General features: G+C 61.1%; 19 protein-coding genes. 6 read left to right on the plus strand and 13 right to left on the minus strand.

The window, feature by feature from the left end; translation table 11 throughout:
* Positions 1-3: 3 nt before the first annotated feature.
* The 8 genes from qhpG to AC3IP0_RS19885 form a co-directional block, all read right to left on the minus strand.
* Entirely contained in the window at positions 4-1302 is a 1299-nt protein-coding gene (gene qhpG, locus AC3IP0_RS19850) for a flavin-dependent monooxygenase QhpG (RefSeq protein WP_489325710.1), read from the minus strand.
* Positions 1299-1976, minus strand: coding sequence for a subtilisin-like serine protease QhpE (gene qhpE, locus AC3IP0_RS19855; RefSeq protein ID WP_489325712.1), 678 nt, complete (start codon positions 1974-1976; stop codon positions 1299-1301). The genes qhpG and qhpE overlap by 4 nt, the downstream gene beginning before the upstream one ends.
* A complete protein-coding gene (locus AC3IP0_RS19860) occupies positions 1966-3684 on the minus strand; it encodes an ABC transporter ATP-binding protein (protein ID WP_489325713.1) in 1719 nt (572 codons plus the stop codon). The genes qhpE and AC3IP0_RS19860 overlap by 11 nt, the downstream gene beginning before the upstream one ends.
* Complete coding sequence (locus AC3IP0_RS19865; RefSeq protein WP_489325714.1) at positions 3684-5588, minus strand: sigma-54-dependent Fis family transcriptional regulator; 1905 nt, start codon at positions 5586-5588, stop codon at positions 3684-3686. The genes AC3IP0_RS19860 and AC3IP0_RS19865 overlap by 1 nt, the downstream gene beginning before the upstream one ends.
* 233 nt (positions 5589-5821) lie before the next feature.
* Positions 5822-6847, minus strand: a complete 1026-nt coding sequence (locus tag AC3IP0_RS19870; RefSeq protein ID WP_489316708.1) for a histone deacetylase family protein — start codon at positions 6845-6847, stop codon at positions 5822-5824.
* 153 nt (positions 6848-7000) lie between these two features.
* The gene (locus AC3IP0_RS19875) at positions 7001-8230 is read right to left on the minus strand and encodes a Zn-dependent hydrolase (protein WP_489316709.1); all 1230 of its coding nucleotides are present in this window, start codon (positions 8228-8230) and stop codon (positions 7001-7003) included.
* A 25-nt stretch (positions 8231-8255) separates the two neighbouring features.
* A complete protein-coding gene (locus AC3IP0_RS19880; RefSeq protein WP_489316710.1) occupies positions 8256-8438 on the minus strand; it encodes a hypothetical protein in 183 nt (60 codons plus the stop codon).
* 402 nt (positions 8439-8840) lie between these two features.
* Positions 8841-9614 (minus strand): ParA family protein, encoded by a 774-nt coding sequence (locus tag AC3IP0_RS19885; RefSeq protein WP_489319805.1) that lies wholly within the window; start codon positions 9612-9614, stop codon positions 8841-8843.
* Positions 9615-9793: 179 nt separating this feature from the next.
* On the opposite strand from AC3IP0_RS19885, the gene AC3IP0_RS19890 reads away from it, so the two are divergent.
* The 6 genes from AC3IP0_RS19890 to AC3IP0_RS19915 all read left to right on the plus strand — a co-directional run bounded on the left by AC3IP0_RS19890 (position 9794) and on the right by AC3IP0_RS19915 (position 15581).
* A complete protein-coding gene (locus AC3IP0_RS19890; RefSeq protein ID WP_008051067.1) occupies positions 9794-10063 on the plus strand; it encodes a hypothetical protein in 270 nt (89 codons plus the stop codon).
* A 294-nt stretch (positions 10064-10357) separates the two neighbouring features.
* The gene (locus AC3IP0_RS19895; protein ID WP_489316711.1) at positions 10358-11209 is read left to right on the plus strand and encodes a sugar phosphate isomerase/epimerase family protein; all 852 of its coding nucleotides are present in this window, start codon (positions 10358-10360) and stop codon (positions 11207-11209) included.
* A gap of 14 nt (positions 11210-11223) precedes the next feature.
* Positions 11224-12294 (plus strand): isopenicillin N synthase family dioxygenase, encoded by a 1071-nt coding sequence (locus AC3IP0_RS19900; protein WP_489316712.1) that lies wholly within the window; start codon positions 11224-11226, stop codon positions 12292-12294.
* A 45-nt stretch (positions 12295-12339) separates the two neighbouring features.
* Entirely contained in the window at positions 12340-13134 is a 795-nt protein-coding gene (locus AC3IP0_RS19905) for an ABC transporter substrate-binding protein (RefSeq protein ID WP_489316713.1), read from the plus strand.
* A gap of 64 nt (positions 13135-13198) precedes the next feature.
* Positions 13199-14746 carry an amino acid ABC transporter permease/ATP-binding protein gene (locus AC3IP0_RS19910; protein ID WP_489316714.1) on the plus strand — a complete coding sequence of 516 codons (1548 nt, stop codon included), beginning with the start codon at positions 13199-13201 and terminating at the stop codon, positions 14744-14746.
* Positions 14747-14792: 46 nt separating this feature from the next.
* A complete protein-coding gene (locus AC3IP0_RS19915; protein ID WP_489316715.1) occupies positions 14793-15581 on the plus strand; it encodes an SDR family oxidoreductase in 789 nt (262 codons plus the stop codon).
* Positions 15582-15658: 77 nt separating this feature from the next.
* Here the strand turns inward: AC3IP0_RS19915 and AC3IP0_RS19920 are convergent, their stop codons facing one another.
* Genes AC3IP0_RS19920 through AC3IP0_RS19940 form a run of 5 tightly spaced genes read right to left on the minus strand, consistent with a single transcriptional unit; the run spans position 15659 to position 21387 of the window.
* Positions 15659-16492: a class I SAM-dependent methyltransferase gene (locus AC3IP0_RS19920; protein ID WP_489316716.1), complete on the minus strand. Its 834-nt coding sequence runs from the start codon at positions 16490-16492 to the stop codon at positions 15659-15661.
* On the minus strand, positions 16486-17643 hold the full coding sequence (locus AC3IP0_RS19925; protein ID WP_489316717.1) for an acyltransferase family protein: 1158 nt from the start codon (positions 17641-17643) through the stop codon (positions 16486-16488). The genes AC3IP0_RS19920 and AC3IP0_RS19925 overlap by 7 nt, the downstream gene beginning before the upstream one ends.
* Positions 17640-18524, minus strand: a complete 885-nt coding sequence (locus tag AC3IP0_RS19930; RefSeq protein WP_489316718.1) for a class I SAM-dependent methyltransferase — start codon at positions 18522-18524, stop codon at positions 17640-17642. The genes AC3IP0_RS19925 and AC3IP0_RS19930 overlap by 4 nt, the downstream gene beginning before the upstream one ends.
* The gene (locus AC3IP0_RS19935) at positions 18521-19816 is read right to left on the minus strand and encodes a glycosyltransferase (protein ID WP_489316719.1); all 1296 of its coding nucleotides are present in this window, start codon (positions 19814-19816) and stop codon (positions 18521-18523) included. Before AC3IP0_RS19935 ends, AC3IP0_RS19930 begins: the two co-directional genes overlap by 4 nt.
* Positions 19810-21387 (minus strand): glycosyltransferase, encoded by a 1578-nt coding sequence (locus tag AC3IP0_RS19940; protein WP_489316720.1) that lies wholly within the window; start codon positions 21385-21387, stop codon positions 19810-19812. The genes AC3IP0_RS19935 and AC3IP0_RS19940 overlap by 7 nt, the downstream gene beginning before the upstream one ends.
* Positions 21388-21424: the final 37 nt, after the last annotated feature.

A 21424-nucleotide genomic window follows, 5' to 3' on the forward strand; every position in this document is an offset into this window, starting at 1 on the left:
ATCTCAGGGTTTGAACCCCTGAGCCAACAACCAACTCCTGACCATCCTTCCCTGCTCCACCGTCAAACCGGCCAACACCTGATCCGCCGGCTCGCCCTGCTTTAACCGCCGCACCAACGCCGCCACCTCAACCCCATGCACATGCCAGATCCCCAACGGCTGATCCACCGTGATCACCACCTCGGCCTCATCGACCAGCCCATCACGCAACACCGGCGCCCGCTCAATCCTCAGCGCATTGAAATCCGCCTCGGCATGAGCCACCTCGGCGTCCGGCCAGTTCTGTCGTGCCTGCCAGAACGGCTGATCCAGCCAACGCTGCTCATCGGCGTAAAAATCCCGGCCGATCCGCGCAAAACGCAAAAACAACTGTTCCACTCGCTGCTTGTGAAAACGCTGGGCCAGAGCCGCCCGCTCGGGTTTGCACAGCAGCGTGTTGATCACCGCCGGCGCCTGCAACGCCGAAGACAAGGACTGAAAGATCCCGTTGCCCGACAGCGGGTCTACCGCCATTGCCGCATCGCCGACCCGAATCCAGTTTTCGCCACACACCTGCGAGCTCAGAATCGCCGTGCTGCTGCGGGCGTGCAGCTGTAGATCATCTTCTGCTTCGTCAGCAAAAAATGCGGCGGCCAACTTCGAACCCTGGCGCCGCTGCCGGCAGTAATCGAGCAACATGGCCTTGCCCGGCAACCCGGCGCTGGCCACGTCCACCGTCCATTGCCAGTAACACTGGCCGTCGGCGCGCCGCGCCATCCATGCCCAACCGTCCTCGAGACTTTCCACGGCGCTGGCGGTGTTGCCCGGCGAACCCTGCCAGCGATTGAGCAAGCTGACGGTCTCGGGGCCACGCATGCCCTTGCCGATAGCGGGGGCCTGACGTCCTCGGGCTTCCACGAGAAATGGTGTGAACAGCGGTTCGCGTCCGTCGATTTCGATTCGATGGCCAGTGGCCGATGAGTGAACCGTCAGCACCCGGCCTTCGATCAGCTCAACCCCCGCCAGGCGCAAATCCTCGCGCAGGCCGCGGTCAAACACCGGCCGGTCGAGCAAGTATTCAATGTTCTGCGCATGCTGCTGGCCATTCCATGAAACCTGGCGCTGGGACGGTAACGTCGCATCCGCCAGTGCGTGCTGCAAACCTGCGCTGCGCAAGGCCTCCAGCACCCGCACCGAGACGCCTTCGAGCGCGGCAAACCGGCGCCACTCGCTGATCAGCGTGACGCTGTGGCCCAGCCGCCGCAACCCCAGCGCGACCGCGGCCCCTGCCGGTCCGGCACCGAGGATGACGATGTCGGTCATGGCCCGAAACGCCGTTCCGGGCCACGGTAACGCGCATGTTCGCGCAACCACTCGATGACTTGCTCGTTGCTGGCGTCAGGCTGTTCAGCGAGGAACCCGGCGATGTGCCCGCTCAATGCGGCACAACCGAGGCTCGCCCCGGATTGCCCCGGGTAGGTGCCATGGACACAGGCGGCGAAATCCGCCTGGGCGCTGTTGAGCCACGACCATTCCTGCTCGGCGCACCGCGCATCGCCGGTCACCCGCAACACCTGCGGATAGTTCGCCGGAAACACCCCTTCCCCTTGGGCCGGGCTCGATGCACACAGCAGCACGCCCCGCGCCACCGCCGCCGCGCAGGCCGCGCGCAGCAGGCTGCGATCCTGGCGCAGGCCAAGGCTCAGATTGATCAGTCGCACGTCCTGCGTCAGCAGCCAGTCAATCGCCGTGGCGATCTGCAAGGCGCTGGTGACACCCCGCTGGTCGAACACCTGTGCCACGCAAAACAGCGCCGAGGGTGCACGCCGGCCGATTGCCTCGATCACCGCACTGCCATGCCCCAACGGGTCTTCGCGCAAGTCGCCCTCGGCCAGGCCGTCTTCGAGCAATGAAAAGCGCCGACCGGCGATCACTTGCACCCGTTGCGCGGCCGAGTGTCCGCTGTCCACCACACCAATGCGCAGTTCAGATTTCATGCAGCACCGTCTTCGAGGTCAGCACGCCGTCAAGCAACTCGAACCGAAGATCGGCATCGGCCAGGGTTGAGGGGCGATGGCTGATCAGGATGCGCGTACGTCCGGCAAACAAGCGGTCGATGGCGTCGATGACTTCGCGCTCTGTGGCCTCATCCACCGCGGAAGTGGCTTCATCCAGTACCAGGATCAAAGGGTCCTGCAACAGCGCCCGGGCAATCGCGATGCGTTGCTTCTGCCCGCCGGACAACTGCTGGCCCCGCTCGCCCAGGGGGCTGTCGAGGCCTTCGGGCAACAACTCGATCAGGTTATCGAGTTGCGCCAGTCGCGCCACGTCGGCAATCGCCTCGCGGCTGGCGTCCGGCACCGCGTAGGCCAGGTTGTCGGCGAGGCTGCCGCGAAACAGCACGATGTCCTGGCTGACGATGGCGATGCGCCGACGCAACTGGAACAGATCCAGCTCGCGCAGATCGACGTCGCCCAGCAGTACCCGGCCCGATTGCGGATCGTGATGACGTTGCAGCAGGTCGATCAGGGTGGATTTACCCACGCCGGAACCGCCGCTGAGGGCCACTTTCATACCGTAGGGAATCCGCGCTTCGATGCCGCGCAGGGTCGATTGGCGGCCGGGATGGGCGAAGTGCACGTTGTCGAACCACAGATCGCCGCCAGTGGGCATCGCCCGTGGCGTGGAGGGTGTCAACACGGTCGGTTGTTCGCCGCGCAACTCCATGACCCGGCCGAGGCTGACGGTCATCCGCTGGATGGCGACGTAGAGCCCGAGCAAGCTCTGCACCGGCCCCACGGCCATGCCCAGGTAGGTGGAAAACGCAATCAGGGCGCCGAGTTGCCAGGTGCCCTGCACCACCCAGTAACCGCCGATCAAGAATGCGCAGGCCCGGGACAGCGAGGTCAGGGTACCGGGCACCGCCTGGGTGAAAAACTCGGTGACTTGCAGGCGCAGCAACTGGCTCATGTAGCCCTGCCCCAGCGTCTCGAGGCGACGCGCTTCGCGCTGTTGCTGGCCGGCGGACTGGATGAACTTCATCACCGGCAATGTCTCGACCATGAACGACGACATGTCCGCCGAACGCTCGCGCAACTGCCGCACATCGCGCTCGACCTTGCGCCGCATCCAGCGCAGCCAGAGGACATCGAGGGGAATCAGCACCAGGGCCAGCAGCGAGAGTTTCCAGGACAGTGTCAGCAACATCGCCACGGCCACCACCAGGCCGATCACACTCGACACGGCCGAAAACAGCGAGTCCACGGCGAAACGCTGGATTTCCGCGACGTCGCCATCGAGGCGCGACATCAGGTCACCGATGCGCCGCTGGCCGTAAAAGCCCGGCGACAGGGTTTGCAAATGCCGGTACAGGTCGTCGCGCAAGGCAAACAGCATGCGCCCGGACAGTCGTGTGTGCAGGTAGCGGTTGATGCCCGAGAGCGCTGTGCCCAACAACCCGGCAACGATCATCAGCCCGGCAATCAACACCAGCATCGGGAAGTTGCGCGCCAACAGGCCATCGTCGATCAGCAGTTTGGTCAACCACGGCTGCACCAGCACCAGCGCCGAGGCGCAGACCGACAGGCCCAACAGCCCGGCAATCGCCAGGCGATGGGGTCGCACAAAGCTGTACAGCCAGCGCAGTGACGCTTGCAGGACCTCGGGGTTCTGGCTGTCGATCAGCCGAACGATCAAGCGCTGCATCACGAACGCAACTGTTTGAGCTTGCGATACAGGGTCGCGCGGCTGATGCCCAGAGCGTCGGCGGCGGCCGAGACATTGCCTTGGTGCGTGTCCAGGGACTGACGGATCAGCTCCAGTTCGTTTTCCCGGATGCTGCCGGCCTGGGGCCGTTCGCTGGCGGTCAACTCGTCGAGCATGCTGTCGGGCAAGTGGTCGAGGGTCAGCACGGTGTCACCCGGTTCGCGCATGGCCAGCGCGGTGCGCAGGACCATCTCCAGTTGGCGGATGTTGCCCGGCCAGTGATAGCCGCTGAGCAAGCGATCGAGATCGTCGTGCAGGACCACGGCGGGTGCGCCCAGTGTCGTCAGCATGCGAGTGACCAGCGCGCCGAAATCCTCGCGTTCGCGCAGGGCCGGGAGCATCACGCTGATGCCGTTGACCCGGTAGAACAGGTCTTCGCGAAAGTGTTTTTCTTCCACCAGACGCTTGAGGTCGCGGTGGGTGGCGCAGATCAGCGCGACGTCGATTTCCTGTTCTTCGCCGGCGCCCAGCGGCGCGACCTTGCGATCCTGCAACACCCGCAACAGCCGGGCCTGCAAGGTCAATGGCATGTCGCCGATTTCATCGAGGAACAAGGTGCCGCCATGGGCCTGTTGCAAGCGCCCGACCATGCCGCCCCGGCGTGAACCGGTGAACGCGCCTTCGCGGTAGCCGAACAGTTCGGACTCGATCAGGCCTTCGGGAATGGCCGCGCAGTTCACCGCCACGAAGGGTTTGTCGCAGCGGCTTCCGGCCATGTGCAGGGCGCGGGCGATGACCTCTTTACCGGTGCCGGTTTCACCCAGCAACAACACCGGCAACTCGTTGGCCAGGCCTTGACGGGCCATGCGCAAGGCACGGGCGTAGCGGGTATTGCTGCCGGCCAGCGCTTCCAGATCCGGTTGCGCCTTGGTCGGTTTCGCGACAGTGCGCGGCGGGCTGCTGACATTGATCGAGCGTTGCGGCGCGCGCAGGGTTTTGTAGAAGAACTCGCCCTTGGCGGTTTGCAGACTGCCGGCCCCACCTTGATGCAGACGCGCCAACAACTGCAGGCCGTCGACGCCGAGAAATTCTTCGCAGCGCCGACCGACCAGGGCCGAACGCTCGGCGTGGAGCAACTGGCAGGCCTGGGCACTGACCGCCAGGATCTGCCCGCCGAGGCTCACGGCCAGCAGACCCTGCCACGGGGATTCCAGGTATTGCCTGCGGCTGTGGAAGGCCAGGACGATTTCGTCCGGATAGCTGGCGTTGAACACCCGGCTTTCGATCTGGCTGACCGCCATGGCCAGCAGCGCGGTGCTGTCGTGGGCGCGGCCGAGGGGGCCTTCGCGGGTCAGGTCGAGGACGCCAAGAATGTCGCCCTGGGGGCAATGGATCGGCACCGAAGTGCAGGAAAAATCACTGAGACGATCCAGATAATGTTCGCCGCAATCGATCAGGGTCGGCCGGGCTTCCACCAGTGCCGTGCCGAGGGCGTTGGTGCCGCGAACCGCTTCGCTCCAGCAGGCGCCGAGGGTGATGTCCTGCAGGCCACTGCCCTTGAGACGGTCGGCGCGGCCTTCGACGGCGAGGATGGTGGCGTCGGAGTTGGCGAGGATGATCAGCCCTTCCTTGCCCTGACGCTCGGCCAGGTAATCGATGGCCGGCAGCGCGGCGTCGATCAGCAAGCGGTTGCTGGCCAGCAACACGTCGAGGCTGGCACTCGATTCCAGCGCCAGCTCGTGCTTGGCGTTGAAATGCACGCCATGGCTGAGGCTGCGGCGCCACGAGGCATCGATTTCCGCACGCAGGACGCCATCCGGCACTTCGCCTTCCAGGTGCAGCTTTTCCCGGGCCAGCCGGGCTTCGCGATGCAGTTTGGGGGAGTTTGTTTTTATTAGCGTCATCAAGCGCTCCGGGTCGTCCGCCCTGCGCCTTCATACGTCGGCGCCCTGGAGCAATCTTTACGTTAACGTAAGGGCTATGGCAAGTGCCGTAGGGCGCTTACAGACCGCGTTATCGTTCATCGCGAGCAAGCTCGCTCCCACACTTGACCGAGGTGAACCGCATATTTGCGTTCAACACCGACCAGTGTGGGAGCGGCTTGCTCGCGATAGCAATCTCTCAGACGCCGTCAAACTCAGAGCTGCCAAACCTCAGGCCCGACAAAAAATGCCCGCGCATTATCCTCCAGGCTCTCCAGGTGATACCCGCCCTCCTGCACGATCAGGCAAGGCAACCCCAAACTGCGAATCCGCTCACCAAGCACGGCAAACCCTTCCCGGGTCACCGCCACCTTGCTTTGCGGGTCCAGTTCGAAAATATCGAAGCCCAGGGACAGCACCAGCACCTCGGCGCCAAAGTCCGTCACTGCTTTCAGCGCTACATCCAATTGCCCGAGAAAATCCGCCTCGCTGGCGCCATGGGCCATCGGCAGGTTGAGGTTGAAACCCTCGCCCGCCCCGACGCCGCCCTCATCGGCAAAACCTGCGACACCCGGATAGAAGTTGGTCGGATCGCCGTGCACCGAGACGTAGAGCACGTCATCACGGTCGTAGAAAATCTCCTGAATACCCTGGCCGTGGTGCATGTCGGTATCCAGCACCGCTACCCGCGAAAACCCGGCGCGCAATACCTGCGCCGCCACCGCCGCGTTGTTCACATAACAGAAACCACCCGCCGCTTCGGCCCGGGCGTGGTGACCCGGTGGACGGCACAGGGCATAGGCTGCCGGCTCGCCATCGAGCAACGCCCGGGCCCCGGCGATGGCGCTTTGCGCCGACCAGTAGGCCGAACGCCAGGTTTGCTCGCCCACCGGGCAACTGCCATCGGCCAGATAGCGCGCCGCTTGCGCGAGAATCCCGCGCAGGGCATTGGGCTCGCGGACAAAGATGTTCGACATCACCTCGTCGCCCCAATCCTCGGGAATTTCTTTCCAGCGCTGATAGGCCTCCTGCAAGAACCTCAGGTACGGTGCGCCGTGCACCGCCAGCAGCGGATCGAGCCCGGCATCGGCCGGTTGCTCGACATTGAAACCCAATGCATGAGACGCCTGCACCAGGCGCTGCGCACGCTCCGGCACTTCCTGCGGCGTGCGCATCTGGCCACGGGAGTAGTAGCTGCGTGGATAGTGAAGCAATTGTTCTGGGTGGAAAAAACTGCGCATGGGATGAATTCCTGTCAGTTAACGAAAATCTTGAAACCGGACGCGACCCACTGTGGGAGCGAGCCTGCTCGCGATGAGGTCAGCACATTCAATATTGAAGGCGACTGATCCACCGCAATCGCGAGCAGGCTCGCTCCCACATTGGAATTGTGTTTATTCAACGATTACTGCGCGGGCCAACACGGCGTTGAGCAACACATCGGTGCCCTGGCGCACGTCTTCGGGCAGCACGTCTTCGGCTTCGTTGTGGCTCAGGCCGCCCACGCACGGGATGAACACCATGGCCGTCGGGCAGTACCGCGCCAGGTGGATCGCGTCATGCCCGGCGCCGCTGACAATCGATTGCTGAGCGTAGCCCAGGCCATCCACGGCCTGTTGCACCGCCGCCACGCAGTCCGCGTCGAACGGCGTCGCCGGGCTGATCCAGTGCGGGGTGATCGCCAGTTTCAAACCGCGAGCGTCGGCTATCGCCTGAAGCCGCGCACGGACCTGTTGCTCCATCGCCTCGATGGTTTCATCGCGGTGATGGCGCAGGTCGACGGTGAAGTTCACCAGCCCCGGAATGGTGTTGCGCGACGACTTGTTGATGCTCAATTCACCGACCGTGGTCAGGCCTTCCGGAGCGAAGTCCGCCGCAAGGCCTTCGATGGCCTGGATCATCTGCGCCACGCCGTACAAGGCATCCTTGCGCAGCGGCATAGGCGTGGTGCCGGCGTGGGCCGCCATGCCTTCGACCCGTACGTCGAGCCAGCGAATCGCCTGGCCGCCGCTGACTACACCGATGCTCTTGGCGTTGTCTTCGAGGATCGGGCCTTGCTCGATGTGGGCTTCAAAGTACGCATCCACCGCGCCACCCAGCGGGCGCTCGCCGGCATAACCGGTGCGTTGCAGCGCCTCGGCGACGCTGATGCCTTCGATGTCGCGCACCGCCAGCGCGGCGTCCAGCGCCATGATGCCGGTGAACACCGCCGAGCCGAACATCGCCGGGGTGAAGCGTGCGCCTTCTTCGTTGGTCCACACCGCCACTTCCAGCGGCTTGCGGGTCTGGATGCCCAGATCGTTCAGGCAACGCACCACTTCCAGGCCGGCGAGCACGCCGTACACGCCATCGAACCGCCCGCCTTCGGGCTGGGTGTCGAGGTGGCTGCCCATCATCACCGGTGCCGCATCAGGATCGGTGCCGGCGCGGCGGGCGAACAGGTTGCCGATGGCATCCACGCTCAGGGTCATGCCGGCTTCGCGGCACCAGTGGGCAAAGAGTTCGCGACCGGCCTTGTCCTCGTCGCTCAAGGCCAGTCGGCAGCTGCCGCCACGGGCGGTGGCGCCGATTTCGGCCATCGCCATCAGACTCGCCCAGAGGCGTTCACCATTGATCTTCAACATGTGTTTCTCCAGGAAAATTCAGGGGTCAGGCCTTGGCCAGTTCCAGGCGTTCAGCACTGGCATGGCGACGGGCAAGGGACAGCACATACAGCAGCGAAGTCGCGGCGATCAGGCTGTAGAACACCGCCTCGCCCCACTCGCCACCCACGGCGAACGTGCCGAAAGCGGCCATGGTGCTGAACAGTTTGTCGTCGGAGGGAAAGAACAACGCGCCGAACACCAGCACGGCGCGGCTGGGACGAAGCGGGAGGCTTCATGGGGGACTCCTTTGGTTATTTTTCTGGCAGGAGAGAAACGGCAAATCCGCGGCGCTCTGGCGGCGCCGGTCTGGGGATGATTTTTCGTTCCGGGACCATGATTAGTCAATTTTCTATTTATTATTCGAAGTATTACTACAACTTATAATAGAGAGCAGCATCCACCTGTGAACTTCGACAAGCCGAGGACGAAATGCAAAAACTGAAAATGCTGCGTCCAAAAATCTCTGGCAAAAAAAAGGCCGCCCCAAAGGCGGCCAGGAAAACAGGTGTTGATTCGAAGCAGGAGCTAGCGATTGCGCGCGAGTTATCGTACTGGCATTTCGATTGCAATTTTATGTTCAGCGCACGGATCAACCGGCTCTTTCCAAAGCGGAAAACAGGCTGACGAACTCCAATGACAGCTTATGGCGTGGCGCCAGATGGATCATGGGCACCGACGCTTCATGGGACTCACGCATTTTGACCGTGCTGCTCAAATAATCCGGCAACACGGGCAAGCCTTCGGCCAGCAACTCGTCGATCAGCATCTGGTGCACGCTGGCACGCGCCACAAACTGGTTGACCACCACACCTTCCACGATCAACGACTCATTATGGTCAGCCCGCAACTCGGCCACTTGCGCGATGACGCTATAGAGCGCCTGACGGGAAAAGCTGTCGCAATCGAATGGAATCAGCACGCGGTCGGCGGCGATCAGTGCGCTGAAGGTATAGAAATTCAGGGACGGTGGCGTATCGATATAAATGCGTTCGTAATCTTCGGAAAGCTCCACCAACAAGCGGCGCAGCTTATTGATCTTGAATTTCGACTCAAGCTTTGACTGCAGGTCGGCAAGCTCGCGGCTAGCGGTGACCAGGTGCAGATTGTCGTAGCGAGTATCCGTGATGGCCACCCGATTCTTTTTGCTGGCCGGACCGCTGGATAAGGTTTGCTTGAAAAAATCGGCAATCCCCATGGGGATATCATCGCCTGTCAGCCCTGTCAGGTAGTGGGTCGAGTTAGCCTGGGGATCGAGATCCACCAGCAGCGTCCTGTAGCCTTCGGCAGCACTGACAGCCGCGAGATTGCAGGCGATGCTTGATTTGCCAACGCCTCCTTTTTGATTGAACACAACTCGACGCATGGGGGAGATAACCTGAAAAAGATCTCCCTCGATCATAGGATTGAAACATTTCAGCAATATTTCTAAGCGACAATTTTGTTTCATTTTTAAGACAGCAACTGCCATTCCCTGACTGCGTCATCCGACATGCAGTCAACGATAGGCGTGCCTGTACTTATGGCATTACAAGGAGGTCGACAATGCAATGTTCACTGGATGAAATACGCCACCAGATCCTGGACGCACAACCCGTGTTGAAACGACTCGATATCGAGATGGAAGGGATTCAGTTTGATCCGCTGGTTCCTTCAAGCGTCACCGCCGCCTACGCCAAGGTAGATCGGGTGATTGAGCATCTGTTGGCCCGGTTCAAGGCAAACCCCATCCTTGGGCCGTTAACGACAGAGCTGAAGTCCCAATATCTTGATGGCATTCGAGCGAAGGTAGCGCATGCCAGGAATGGCAAGTAGCCTGGAACTTCGTCGACCTGGTGTCGCTTGGGACTCTTCAAAATGATGCCGTAATAATGGCATCTCTCGCTAATAGCCAACGTAGACACGTTCTCGCCCATAAAACTCCTCCTGGCCAGCGCTATAAGTAGCAAGCTATTTATTGATGAAAGTCTGAAGTATTCATTTGAACTTTCAGATTCTTTCAGCGCGCGGCCTGTGCCTAACATCGGCTCCACAGCGAACCAGCCTCTTGGCAGCCTGGCGCCGTCGAAGTGCATTTGCAGTAGGCCTTGGGATTTTTGAGGATCACCGATGAAGCTGGAAATTTTCCGCACGCTGTGGGGTTACACCGCCAGCAAGGCTCAAGCGCTCGAGGAGTTGCTGCAAGCGGGCTTTGATGGCATGGAAGCGCGCCTGCCACTGGACGCCCGGGAACGGGCCGAGTTTGGCGCTTTTCTGCAGGCCAATCGCCTGGGCTATATCAGCACAGTCTTCACCGCGTACGACGTGCTGCCGGAGCAGTCGGCAACGCCTGCCATCCACCTCAATGACCTCGACCAGAAACTCGCCTGGGCCGCGGAACTCGGCCCGTGCTTCGTCAACGTGCTGGCGGGCAATGATCGCTGGTCCTTGCCACAACAAGTGGAGTTTTTCGGCCAGGCGCTGGATCTGGCGCGCAAGCACGGCCAGGTCTGCAGTTTCGAAACCCACCGTTCGCGTTCGCTATTCAACCCCTGGGTGACCCTGGAGTTGATCCGGCAACTGCCCGATCTGTTGTTCACCAGTGACATCAGCCATTGGGTGGTGACCTGCGAGCGCCTGTTGAATGACCCGGCCGATGACCTGAGCGCTTTCATCGAGCGGGTTCACCATATCCAGGCCCGGGTCGGTTATGACCAGGGACCGCAGGTTCCGCACCCGGCGGCTCCCGAATATGCAAGGGAACTGGCCTTCCATCAGCAGCACTGGGAAAGCATCTGGCGCTCGCAGCAAGCCCGCGGTTACCAGGTCAGCACCCTGACCCCGGAATTCGGCGCCGACGGCTACCTGCATCATTTGCCCTTCACCAATGTCCCGGTCGCCGACCTGTGGTCATTGAACGTGTGGATGGGCCAGACCGAGCGTGAACACTTCGACCGTTTCAGCCACTCAAGCAATCCTTAGGGAGCCGATGCGTCATGCCTGACAACAAAAACAACAGCGCAAGCACTGACACACATAAAGCCAACTTCAATAGCATCCCGGTGGTCAACATCGCCGGTCTGTTCAGCTTTGAACTGGAACACCGCCTGGCCGTGGCCGAACAATTGGGGCGTGCCGCCAGTGAGGTAGGGTTCCTCTACATCACCGATCACGGTATCGACCCGCAACTGATCGCCAACCTGCGCAAGGCTGCCAAGGACTTTTTCGACCAGCCCATCGACACCAAGATGCGGCACTACATCGGCACCTCGCAAACCCACAAGGGTTTTGTACCCGAAGGCGAAGAGGTCTATTCCAAGGGCAAGCCGGACCACAAGGAAGCCTTCGACGTCGGCTTCGAAGTCCCGGCCGATGACCCGCTGGTGCTGGCCAACACCCCATTGCTGGGGCCCAACGACTGGCCGCAGCTGCAAGGTTTCAAGGCGTCGGTGCAGGCCTACTATGAAGCCATCTTCGCCTTGGGCCGGCGCCTGTTCGGCGGCTTCGCCCTGACCCTAGGACTGGAAGAAAACTATTTCGACAGCCTGGTGACCCGTCCGCCGTCCAAGCTGCGCCTTATCCACTATCCCTTCGACGGCGCCGCCCATGACGCACCGGGTCTTGGAGCCCATACTGACTACGAGTGCTTCACCATCCTTTTGGCCGACAAACCGGGCCTTGAGGTGATGAACAATCTTGGTCAATGGATCGATGCACCACCGATCGCCGATGCCTTTGTCGTCAACATCGGCGACATGCTGGAAGTGATGACGGCAGGCGCTTTCGTTGCCACCGCGCACCGGGTGCGCAGCGTGAAGGAGGAGCGTTATTCCTTCCCGCTGTTTTATGCCTGCGACTATCACACCCAGATCAGACCGCTGCCCGGTTTCGCCCAGGCAGGCAACGACTACGAAGAAATCACCATCGGCGAACATATGTATGGTCAGGCGCTGCAGACCTATCAGTATCTGCGCCAAAGGGTGGCCAACGGGGACGTTCAACTGCCAGGCAAGGCACGCAAGCCCGCCAGTTTCGGACATTTGAAAAATCAGGCGCAACCGTCCTGATTGAAGTTTTCAGCTAAACCCCTACTACGCCGGAGTCAGCACATCATGAAAAACAACAAGAAAAACCTTTTGAGCCTGGCTGTATTGGCAGCCGGTATGTTCGGTGCCTCGGTGAGCATGGCCGCGGCAGACACGTTCAAGGTCGGCATGGAGATCACCTACCCGCCCTTCGAGTCCTATGACAAGGACAAGAATGTGGTGGGTTCGGACCCCGAACTGGCAACGTCACTGGCCAGGCACATGAACGCCAAGGTGGAGTTTGTCGACACCAAGTTCCCGAGCCTGATCCTGGGCCTGAACTCCGGCAAGTACGACGCGATCATTTCCGGCATGTACATCACACCGGAGCGCCAGACCCAGGCCCAGACCATCGCCTACGCCAACACCGGTGCCGCCGTCATGGTGCCCAAGGGCAGCGAGATCAACGCGAAGAAGCCTGAAGACCTGTGCGGCCTGAAACTGGGCCTGGAACAGGGCACCACCTGGGTCAAGGAATTCAAGAAGCTCTCCGATGATTACTGCGTGCCGAACAACAAAGGCGCCATCACCGTCAGCGAGTACCCTTCGGCACCCGAAGTGACCCAGGCCCTGCTGTCCAAAAACATTCAGGCCCAGGTCGAAATCGCTGGCGCGGCAAAAATGATCGCGGAAAAGACCAACGGCCGGGTAGTGATCACCACCGAGCATCCGATTTATCAGCAAACCCTGGGGATCTTCGTCAAGAAGGGTAACGACGAAACCTACCAGGCCGTGCAAAAGGCCTTCGAGGAGAGCAAAAAGAGCGGTGAATACGCGGCAATTCTCCAGAAATATGGCCTGGAAGAACCGACCGCCAACTAAGAACCTGTCCTTGTAGTCTGGTCATCTGCCTCCCCTGCACCGGGGCGGCAGATCGAGGTGCCCCATGCAATTCGATTGGTCGTATTTCTTATCCCTGTTCTCCCTGCCGGACTTCTGGAAGGCCTGCGTCACGGTGGTCCAGCTCAGTGCCCTGGCCTGGTTCATCGGCATGCTGCTGGGTTTTGTCCTGGCCTCGGCCAAGCTGTCCCAATCGCCCTTGCTGCGCATTCCCGCAGCGGTCTACATCTGGTTCTTCCGCAGCATCCCGTTGCTGGTGCTGGTGGTCTTCGTCTACAACCTGCCGCAATTGTTTCCCGGTAGCGGACCGATTCTGTCCAACCCCTTCTACGCAGGGTTGCTGGCCCTGGTGGTCACTGAAGCTGCGTACATGGCGGAAATCCATCGTGGCGGCCTGATCTCCGTGGCCAAGGGCCAGAAGGAAGCCGGGCGCGCGCTGGGTGTCGGCCTGTTCGGCATGCAACGCCTGATCGTGATCCCCCAGGCGTTCCGTATTTCGCTGCCCACGCTGATCAACGAATACATCACGGTGGTCAAGCTGACCTCGCTGGTCTCGGTCATCTCCCTGACCGAAATCCTCACGGTCGGCCAACGCCTCTATGCCACCAACTTCCTGGTCATGGAAACCCTGGCGGCGGTAGGCGTCTATTACGTGTTGATCGTCACCGTGTTCGGCTATTTCCTGCAGCGCCTTGAGCGCTATCTGGACCTGAACTTCCGCAAGCCCCACACACTCGACGCGGCCGCCATCGCCAGGTTCAAGGCCTGCGCCGAAGCCTTGCCCGACACTGCGCGCAAAGCCGCCGGCAACAACGCGACGCCCATCCTGCAACTGAAGAACATCCAGAAGAGCTATGGCACCCACCAGGTGCTGATGGGTATCGACCTGAATGTCGAATATGGCCAGGTGGTCTCGATCATCGGGCCATCCGGCTCCGGCAAGACTTCGCTGATCCGTACGGTCAACGGCCTGGAAACCATCGATACCGGCGACATTCTGTTGTTCGGCGAAAAATTCATCGAAGCGTCGGACAAACCCAACAGCTCCCGCCTGCGCAAAGGCGTGCGGCACATCGGCATGGTGTTCCAGAACTTCAACCTGTTCCCGCACCGCACCATTCTCGACAACGTCACCCTGGCGCCGCGTTACCACGGCCAGCCGGGCGAGCTGAGTGAGCATCGTGCCTATGCGCTACTGGACAAGGTCGGCCTGCTGGCCCATGCCCACAAGTACCCGCACCAGCTCTCCGGCGGGCAGCAACAGCGCGTGGCGATCGCTCGAGCCCTGGCGATGGAGCCGCAGATCATGCTGTTCGACGAGCCGACCTCGGCCCTCGACCCGGAACTGGTCAACGACGTGCTGAACGTGATCCGCGACCTGGCCAAGGAAGGCATGACCATGCTGATCGTGACCCACGAAATGGACTTTGCCATGTCGATATCCGACCGGGTCGTATTCATGGAGAACGGTAATATCCAACTGGATGCCGCACCGCAAACCATACGATGCGATGCCGAAGGAGAACGCGTGCGGCGCTTCATGGGCATCAGTACCCGATCGCCGAACCTGTCTGCAACGCTGGATCATGCGTGAACAGACAACCACTTTCTTCGAACTTCCTTCTTTCAGGAAAACGTACATGAATCTGGGAATAGCAGGACGCTGGGCACTGGTGTGCGCCGCCAGCAAAGGTCTGGGCAAAGCCTGTGCGCAGGCACTCGTTAACGAAGGCGTGAACGTGGTGATCACCGCACGGGGCGAACACACGCTCAATGAAACAGCCCGGCAGCTCAGGGCGATAAACCCTGAAGTGACGGTCATCGCCGTCGCCGGAGATATTTCGACGCCCGAGGGTCGAGCGGCAGCGCTCAAGGCCCATGAGCATTTCGATATCCTGATCAACAACGCTGGAGGCCCTCCCCCCGGGGATTTTCGCGAATGGAATCGCGACGCCTGGCTCAAGGCGCTGGATGCCAACATGCTGACGCCTATCGAGTTGATCAAGGCAACGGTAGACGGCATGGCGGCACGTGGATTTGGTCGAATCATCAACATCACGTCGAGTGCCGTGAAGTCCCCTATCGAAAGCCTGGGTCTGTCCAATGGCGCGCGCAGTGGCCTGACGGGTTTTGTCGCAGGGCTCGCCCGGCAAGAAAACATTGCCAGTCGCAATGTGACGATCAACAACCTGCAACCGGGCTCGTTCGACACCGATCGACTGCGTGACAACCTGGTCGCTGCGGCCCGGGAGTCGGGGCAAGACAGCGAGGTCTTCCTTGACCAATGCCGCAGCGAAATCCCTGCCAAACGCTTCGGCTCACCCGAGGAATTCGGTGCTCTGTGTGCCTTCGTCTGCAGCAGCCATGCGGGCTACCTGACCGGGCAGAACCTGTTGATTGATGGAGGGGCCGTTCGCTCCAGTCAATGATGGGCCGCCAACCGGATCGGCACCGCATGGCGGTGCCGGACGTCCTGTTGCAGGCCGTCGCTCCCACATCTGGCTAATCAGGGTTTGCGCGCAATGATCACCTGACTTTTCGCCACCACCGCATCCAGCGCCTGCTTGATCTGCGTGCCCCGTGGCGAGGCCAGGATCGCCTGCCAGGTATCCGCCCAGTGGTTGAGCAACGGATGGTCCGGGTTGCTGAAATCGACCTTGGCTTCCCAGAACAACAGCATCCACATCGACCAGTAGAATCCGTACTGGCTGTGGCTGATCACTTCCAGGCCCGCATCGCTGACCATCGCCTTGAACTGCTCTTCGCTGATAATGCGGATGTGGTTGGGCTTCTGGAAATACTCGGCCGCCGCGATATCTTTCTGCAGGTCTTCGGAGCTGGGATGCGGGACGCTCAGCAGGTACAACGCGCCCGGTTTGCCAACGCGCACCAGCTCTGCGAGGAACTGCGCCGGATCGTCCACGTGCTCGATGACCTCGGTGGACACCACCCGCGTGGCGGTCGCATCGGCAATCGGCAGCGGGTTGCAATCGGTGACATGACATTCCACGTCGCGGGCCGGTGTATCGCCCAGGCGCAGTCGGGTCGCTTCGACCTTGGCCGCATCGATATCGGCGATGATGATCTTCGCCCCGCGCATCCCGCAGAAATGCACGTTGCCGCCGTCGCCACAGCCGACATCCAGCAGCGTGTCCTCGGGGGTCACCGGGAAGCCGGTGAACAGTTCGCCGGTTTGCTGATTGAACCAACCGCTGAGCATCGCGTCGTGCAGACCGAGCATGTAGGGGTCGACTTTCTCCGCCACTGGCGCCGCGGGCGGTGTCTCTGGCTGCACAGGCGCGGGCGTGCCCGCCGTGAGTTTCTTCAAAAGGCTCAGCATGAGGTGGCTCCAGAGGATGGGACGGCTGTTCGGGAGGTGCCCAGGCGTTTGACCAGCGAGGCGCCGCGGTTGCGCATGGGCATTTCAATGAAGCGATAGTTGAGTTCGCTCAGCAGCACGATCAGGCCGCCAGCCATCAGCAACATCAGAATCGGATGGCCAGCCGGACTGGGCAGCCCGGCAGCCTGTAAACGGAAAATGAACTCACGAACCAGCAAGTAGGCCGGGATATGGATCAAGTAAATCCCGTAGGAACGACTGCCGACCCAGATCATCAGGTTCTTGAACGCCCCTTTGGGCATCAGGTAATCGCGGTTGTAGGACGCGATCCACACCAGCAGCGCACACAACAGCGCAATCACACCGATTCGGTAATGGGTAAAGGTGAAACGGTCCGTCGCCATGAAACCGAGCACCAGTGCAATCCCGACCAGTGCCGACAAGCCGGCCCAGGGGCGCCGCAGGAAGGTCGGCTCCCAGCGCCGGTACGAAGGCTGCACGCTCCACATCGCCAACAGTACGCCAAGGGCCAGCGCGTCGGTGCGTACCACCATCAGGATCGGCGTGCGCAAGGTCAACAACTGCACCGCCACCAGCGCCAGCAACGCCCACACCAGGTGTTTGCGAAACAGCACGATCATCAACGGAAACAGCAGGTAGAACTGCTCTTCCAGCGACAGGCTCCAGTACACGAAACTGGTGCCGTATTCGTAATGATAAAAACTGTCGGCAAAGCGAAAGTTCGCGTACTGGGCGATGCCGGCCAGGGTCGCCTGAAGGTTCGCGTGCAGGGCGCCGAACGCGCCGGAGCGGTTGAGAAAAAGGCACGCCAGCAACATCAGCGCCAGCCATAACCAGGCCGACGGCAGCAATCGAAAGGCCCGTCGCAACCAGAAATTGCGCGTCTGTTGCCAATACTCTTGACGCGTTGTGCAACGGCGCAAGGCCGGGATCAGGCTGCGGGCAATGACGAAGCCCGAGATCGCGAAAAACAGATCCACGCCCCACCACGGCTGGCTGTACAGCGTGATGGCCTGGAACAACGGCACAGCCACCGCGAACAGGCTGTCCTGCAGGTGATGAAACAGCACGCCAAGCACCGCAATCCCACGCAGCAACTCGATGTCCATGATCCGTTTTTCGTTGCTCATGCGCCCTCCTGGACATGAGGTTTGCGAGCAATGATCACCTGGCTCTTGGGCATGAACCGGTCCAGCATCTGCTTGATCGCCAACCCGTCGGGCTGGGCCAGCAAGTCCTGCCAGGTTTTCGCCCAGCTCTCCATCAGCGGCGGATACGGCGCCTGAATCCGGTCGCGAACCGCACCACCCAATTCACGCCCGGCAGCCCGCTCGCTGGCCCAGAAAAAAATCATGCCCATGACCCAGAAAAACCCGGTGGCCTGGCGATGTTCAATGACCAGGCCCGCGTCTTCCACCAGCGCGGCGAATCGCTCGGGGCTGAAAATCTGCACGTGATTGGGCGATTGAAAATAGCTGGCCGGGGCGATGCCTTTCTGCAGATGCTCGCCCACCGGGGACGGTACGCTCAGCAGGTACAGCGCGCCGGGGCGGCCCATGCGCACCAGTTCGGCCATGAAGGGTTCTGGCTGATCGATGTGTTCCAGCACTTCCATGCACACGACTTTGCTGGCGCAGCCGTCGGCCAATGGCAGCGGCAAACTGTTGCTGACCAGCCCCAGGTTCGGTTTGTCCGATTGAGCCGCCACTTGCCGGGCAAGCTCGCGGACCTTGTCGTGCTCACTGTCGGTGAAGATCACCGACGCGCCTTGACGCACCGCAAACAAGGTCGCGACCCCTTCGCCACAGCCGACATCCAGCAAGGTGTCGTCGGCAGTGATGGCAAACCCCTTGAGCAATTCGCCGCTGCCGCCCGAAAACCAGCCGTCATGCATTGCATCGTGCAAGCCCACATCTCTTGGCGACACACGGGATTGCTCGACCGGCGACGGCGCGGGCCGGGGCTCGGGTTTCGTCTCTGGAAAGAAACGTCTGACCAATGCGCGAATCATGCCTCAGGGGTTTCCACGACACGGTTCTCGAACAGGCGCTCAAAAAATACGTCAAGCCGCTGCTCGGCAGTGGCCTGACTGCAGAACTTCTTGAGGCTGGCTACTGCGTGCACGGACATCTGTGCATAACGCCCGGGATCACCCTTGGCCACGTCATAGCTTGATTGGTAAGCCCTGCACAACGACGCCCAATTGGTGACGTAGCGCAAGGTACGAAACGCCCTGCGCGGGTCATGAGGCCAGGCCGTCAGCTCATCGGTGGAGTCAATCAGGAAAGCATTATCGGCATCCAGATAGTCGATCATCGCCGTGGTCCGTGGCGCCACCGCCGGTTTGCCACAGGACATGAACTCCATCAGCGGAAGACATTGGCCTTCGCCGTAGGACGTGTTGACCACGTAACTTGTGGCCTGCACCAGCTGCTCATAGTCCGCGTCAGCCAGATAGCCGTAAATCAGCACGACCCGGCAGCGGTAAGACTGGTTTTTGTACAAGTGGTGAAGGATGTCGGTCAGCGCTTCTTCGGCATCGTGGTGCGTCAATTTGAGCACCAGCGTTGCGTCTTCCACCTCGCGAAACGTCACGCAAAAGGCACTGAGCATGTCTTCCCAATTCTTGCGCCCGTCACCGGGGTTGAACACCGAGGTGTAAATCACGCCGTCGAGGACCAACTCGTGTTCACTCGGCGGGGCCTCGAAATCAATACCCACACCTTCGCGAGTGGCCACGGGTCCGAAGGCTCGCAAGTCGAGTTCGCGGCTGTCTGCCAGCAACCCCCTGAGCGTCAACCGCACCTGACTGGCCAAGGGCTGACGTTGCAAGTGGGCGCCGCGCTCGGAAAACCGGTCCCATACCGGGGCCGGTACCGCGATGACCGGATAGTCGGCGCCCATCGCCTCGCGCACCGCATTCACGGTGTAGCTGGAATGGGTAATCGCCGCCCCCGCTGCCCGCAACACCGTGCGCCAGTCATTGAGCGGATCACCGGCAAAGGGTTCGTTGGGGATGGTGCTGAATTCCCACGCGAACACCGGCAGCGTCGGGCAGGTGAAATTGACCGGCGTGCGATGAGGCGGTGAAAACGACAGGAACACGCACGCTTCACCACGGGACAAACAGTCCATGTACAAGGCATCGACTTCGGTCTGCGGGTCGCTGACTTCTACCACTCGCCCCAACCGCTCCAGCACGGGTCGATACTCCTTGAGCACGAAGTAATAGCTGTACTCCGAGCGGCCAAGGTTCTGGGCAATAGTGTGCTGGTTGGTTTCCGAATGAATGATGATCAGCATGAGGCGGTATCCGTCACATTTGCTGTCGGCAAAGCCTGTGGCGCCAGCCCGAAAAAATCCGCCATGCGTTTCTGCACCGGGGCGAAAGAGCAGTAATCGTGCATGCGCTCGACGGCGGCGCCGGACATGTGCTGATATTCCAGGGGTTGTTCCTTGGCCAGGCGGTAGCTGTTTTCGTAAGCGCTTTTCAGCGAACCCCAATCCGGCCGGTAACGCAGGGTGCGGTAGATGATGCGAGTATCCTGCGGCCAGATGGTCAGCTCTTCGCTGGACTTGACCACAAACGCCACACGTTCATCGATGTAGTCCTCCATGGCCGTGTGATCCGGGGCAATCACCGGTTTACCGCTGGCCATGAACTCCATCAGCGGCAGGCACAGCCCTTCGCAGCGCGAGGCATTGACGTAGTAACTGGCGGCTTCGTACAGCCGGGCGTATTGCGGGTCGTCCAGGTAGCCGTGCATGACCACCACCCGACAGGCGAACGGCGAAAGCTGTGCGAGCAACGTCATCAGTTCGTCGTGGTAGGACGACAGATCGCTTTGGGTAATCTTCAGCACCAGTGTCGCGTCAGGCGTTTCGCGGAACGCCCAGCAGAAAGCGGTGATCAGTTGATGCCAGTTCTTGCGACCGTCACGCGGGTTGAACACGGTGACGTACACCACACCGTCAACCTGTGTTTCGACCTGGGCGGTGGTATCCGGCCACTGTCGCGGTTCTGGCTCGGGTACTGCAATCGTCTGCGGGCCGGCGATGGCCGGCAACCAGTCGGCGAGACGCTCATGGGCGGCTTGCGACAACAAGTCGCGAATGCCTTCCCAATACCACTGGCTTAGAAAATGCGTGCGATGCACCGGGACCGGCAGCGATTTACCTTTGTCCAGGCGCCACATATGCAGGTAGTGGCGAGCAATCACCAAGCGGCGCTTGAGCGTCAGCGGCGGTGGCTTCAATGCCTCCAGCTCAGCCTCGAGCGCCGCCAGTTCCTCGGCGCTCGGCACGACGGGAATCAGTGCATCGGCACTCAGCCCGAGTGTGCGCGTATCGAAGATGCAACCCTTGATGTCCAGGGTCGAGCCGGCGCTGATCGGGACGCTGGTGTGGCGACTACGAATGTCGGCGAAGTTTTCCCACAACGGCGTCGGCAACACCAACACCGGAAAGTCTTCGCCCATCGTCCGGCGAATCGCCCGGGCGGTATGGCTGGAGAGTGTGATCACCCGGCCCTGCCGCGCCAGCATTTGCGTCCAGTCCTGGCGCGGGTCGTTATCCCATTGTTCATCGGGAATCGAATCAAACTCCCAGGCCACCACGCAGATCGTCGGGCACTCAAGGTCGTTCGGGGTTTTCTGCGGCGGCGTAAACGACAGGAACAGACTGTCTTCGCCAGCGGCCAATAATTGTTTGTAGAGCGCATCGACCTCGGCGGTGGAGGACACCACATGCACTCGCCCAAGGCTTTCGAGTACAGGGCGATACGCCTTGAGCACGAAGTAGTAACTGTACTCGGGACGGCCGAGACTCTGGCTGATGGAGCTGTCGTTGACGTCGGAGTAAAGAATGAAATTCATGGCATCCCACGGTGACGCCGCCATCCCGGCAGCCTCA

It is taken from the genome of Pseudomonas sp. GL_103 (assembly GCF_057835175.1).

Excerpts from the sequence above, each read along its gene's own strand:
- qhpG (WP_489325710.1), bottom strand. The coding sequence starts at position 1,302 with ATGACCGACATCGTCATCCTCGGTGCCGGACCGGCAGGGGCCGCGGTC.
- qhpE (WP_489325712.1), bottom strand. The coding sequence starts at position 1,976 with ATGAAATCTGAACTGCGCATTGGTGTGGTGGACAGCGGACACTCGGCC.
- AC3IP0_RS19860 (WP_489325713.1), bottom strand. The coding sequence starts at position 3,684 with ATGCAGCGCTTGATCGTTCGGCTGATCGACAGCCAGAACCCCGAGGTC.
- AC3IP0_RS19865 (WP_489325714.1), bottom strand. The coding sequence starts at position 5,588 with ATGACGCTAATAAAAACAAACTCCCCCAAACTGCATCGCGAAGCCCGG.
- AC3IP0_RS19870 (WP_489316708.1), bottom strand. The coding sequence starts at position 6,847 with ATGCGCAGTTTTTTCCACCCAGAACAATTGCTTCACTATCCACGCAGC.
- AC3IP0_RS19875 (WP_489316709.1), bottom strand. The coding sequence starts at position 8,230 with ATGTTGAAGATCAATGGTGAACGCCTCTGGGCGAGTCTGATGGCGATG.
- AC3IP0_RS19885 (WP_489319805.1), bottom strand. The coding sequence starts at position 9,614 with ATGCGTCGAGTTGTGTTCAATCAAAAAGGAGGCGTTGGCAAATCAAGC.
- AC3IP0_RS19890 (WP_008051067.1), top strand. The coding sequence starts at position 9,794 with ATGCAATGTTCACTGGATGAAATACGCCACCAGATCCTGGACGCACAA.
- AC3IP0_RS19895 (WP_489316711.1), top strand. The coding sequence starts at position 10,358 with ATGAAGCTGGAAATTTTCCGCACGCTGTGGGGTTACACCGCCAGCAAG.
- AC3IP0_RS19900 (WP_489316712.1), top strand. The coding sequence starts at position 11,224 with ATGCCTGACAACAAAAACAACAGCGCAAGCACTGACACACATAAAGCC.
- AC3IP0_RS19905 (WP_489316713.1), top strand. The coding sequence starts at position 12,340 with ATGAAAAACAACAAGAAAAACCTTTTGAGCCTGGCTGTATTGGCAGCC.
- AC3IP0_RS19910 (WP_489316714.1), top strand. The coding sequence starts at position 13,199 with ATGCAATTCGATTGGTCGTATTTCTTATCCCTGTTCTCCCTGCCGGAC.
- AC3IP0_RS19915 (WP_489316715.1), top strand. The coding sequence starts at position 14,793 with ATGAATCTGGGAATAGCAGGACGCTGGGCACTGGTGTGCGCCGCCAGC.
- AC3IP0_RS19920 (WP_489316716.1), bottom strand. The coding sequence starts at position 16,492 with ATGCTGAGCCTTTTGAAGAAACTCACGGCGGGCACGCCCGCGCCTGTG.
- AC3IP0_RS19925 (WP_489316717.1), bottom strand. The coding sequence starts at position 17,643 with ATGAGCAACGAAAAACGGATCATGGACATCGAGTTGCTGCGTGGGATT.
- AC3IP0_RS19930 (WP_489316718.1), bottom strand. The coding sequence starts at position 18,524 with ATGATTCGCGCATTGGTCAGACGTTTCTTTCCAGAGACGAAACCCGAG.
- AC3IP0_RS19935 (WP_489316719.1), bottom strand. The coding sequence starts at position 19,816 with ATGCTGATCATCATTCATTCGGAAACCAACCAGCACACTATTGCCCAG.
- AC3IP0_RS19940 (WP_489316720.1), bottom strand. The coding sequence starts at position 21,387 with ATGAATTTCATTCTTTACTCCGACGTCAACGACAGCTCCATCAGCCAG.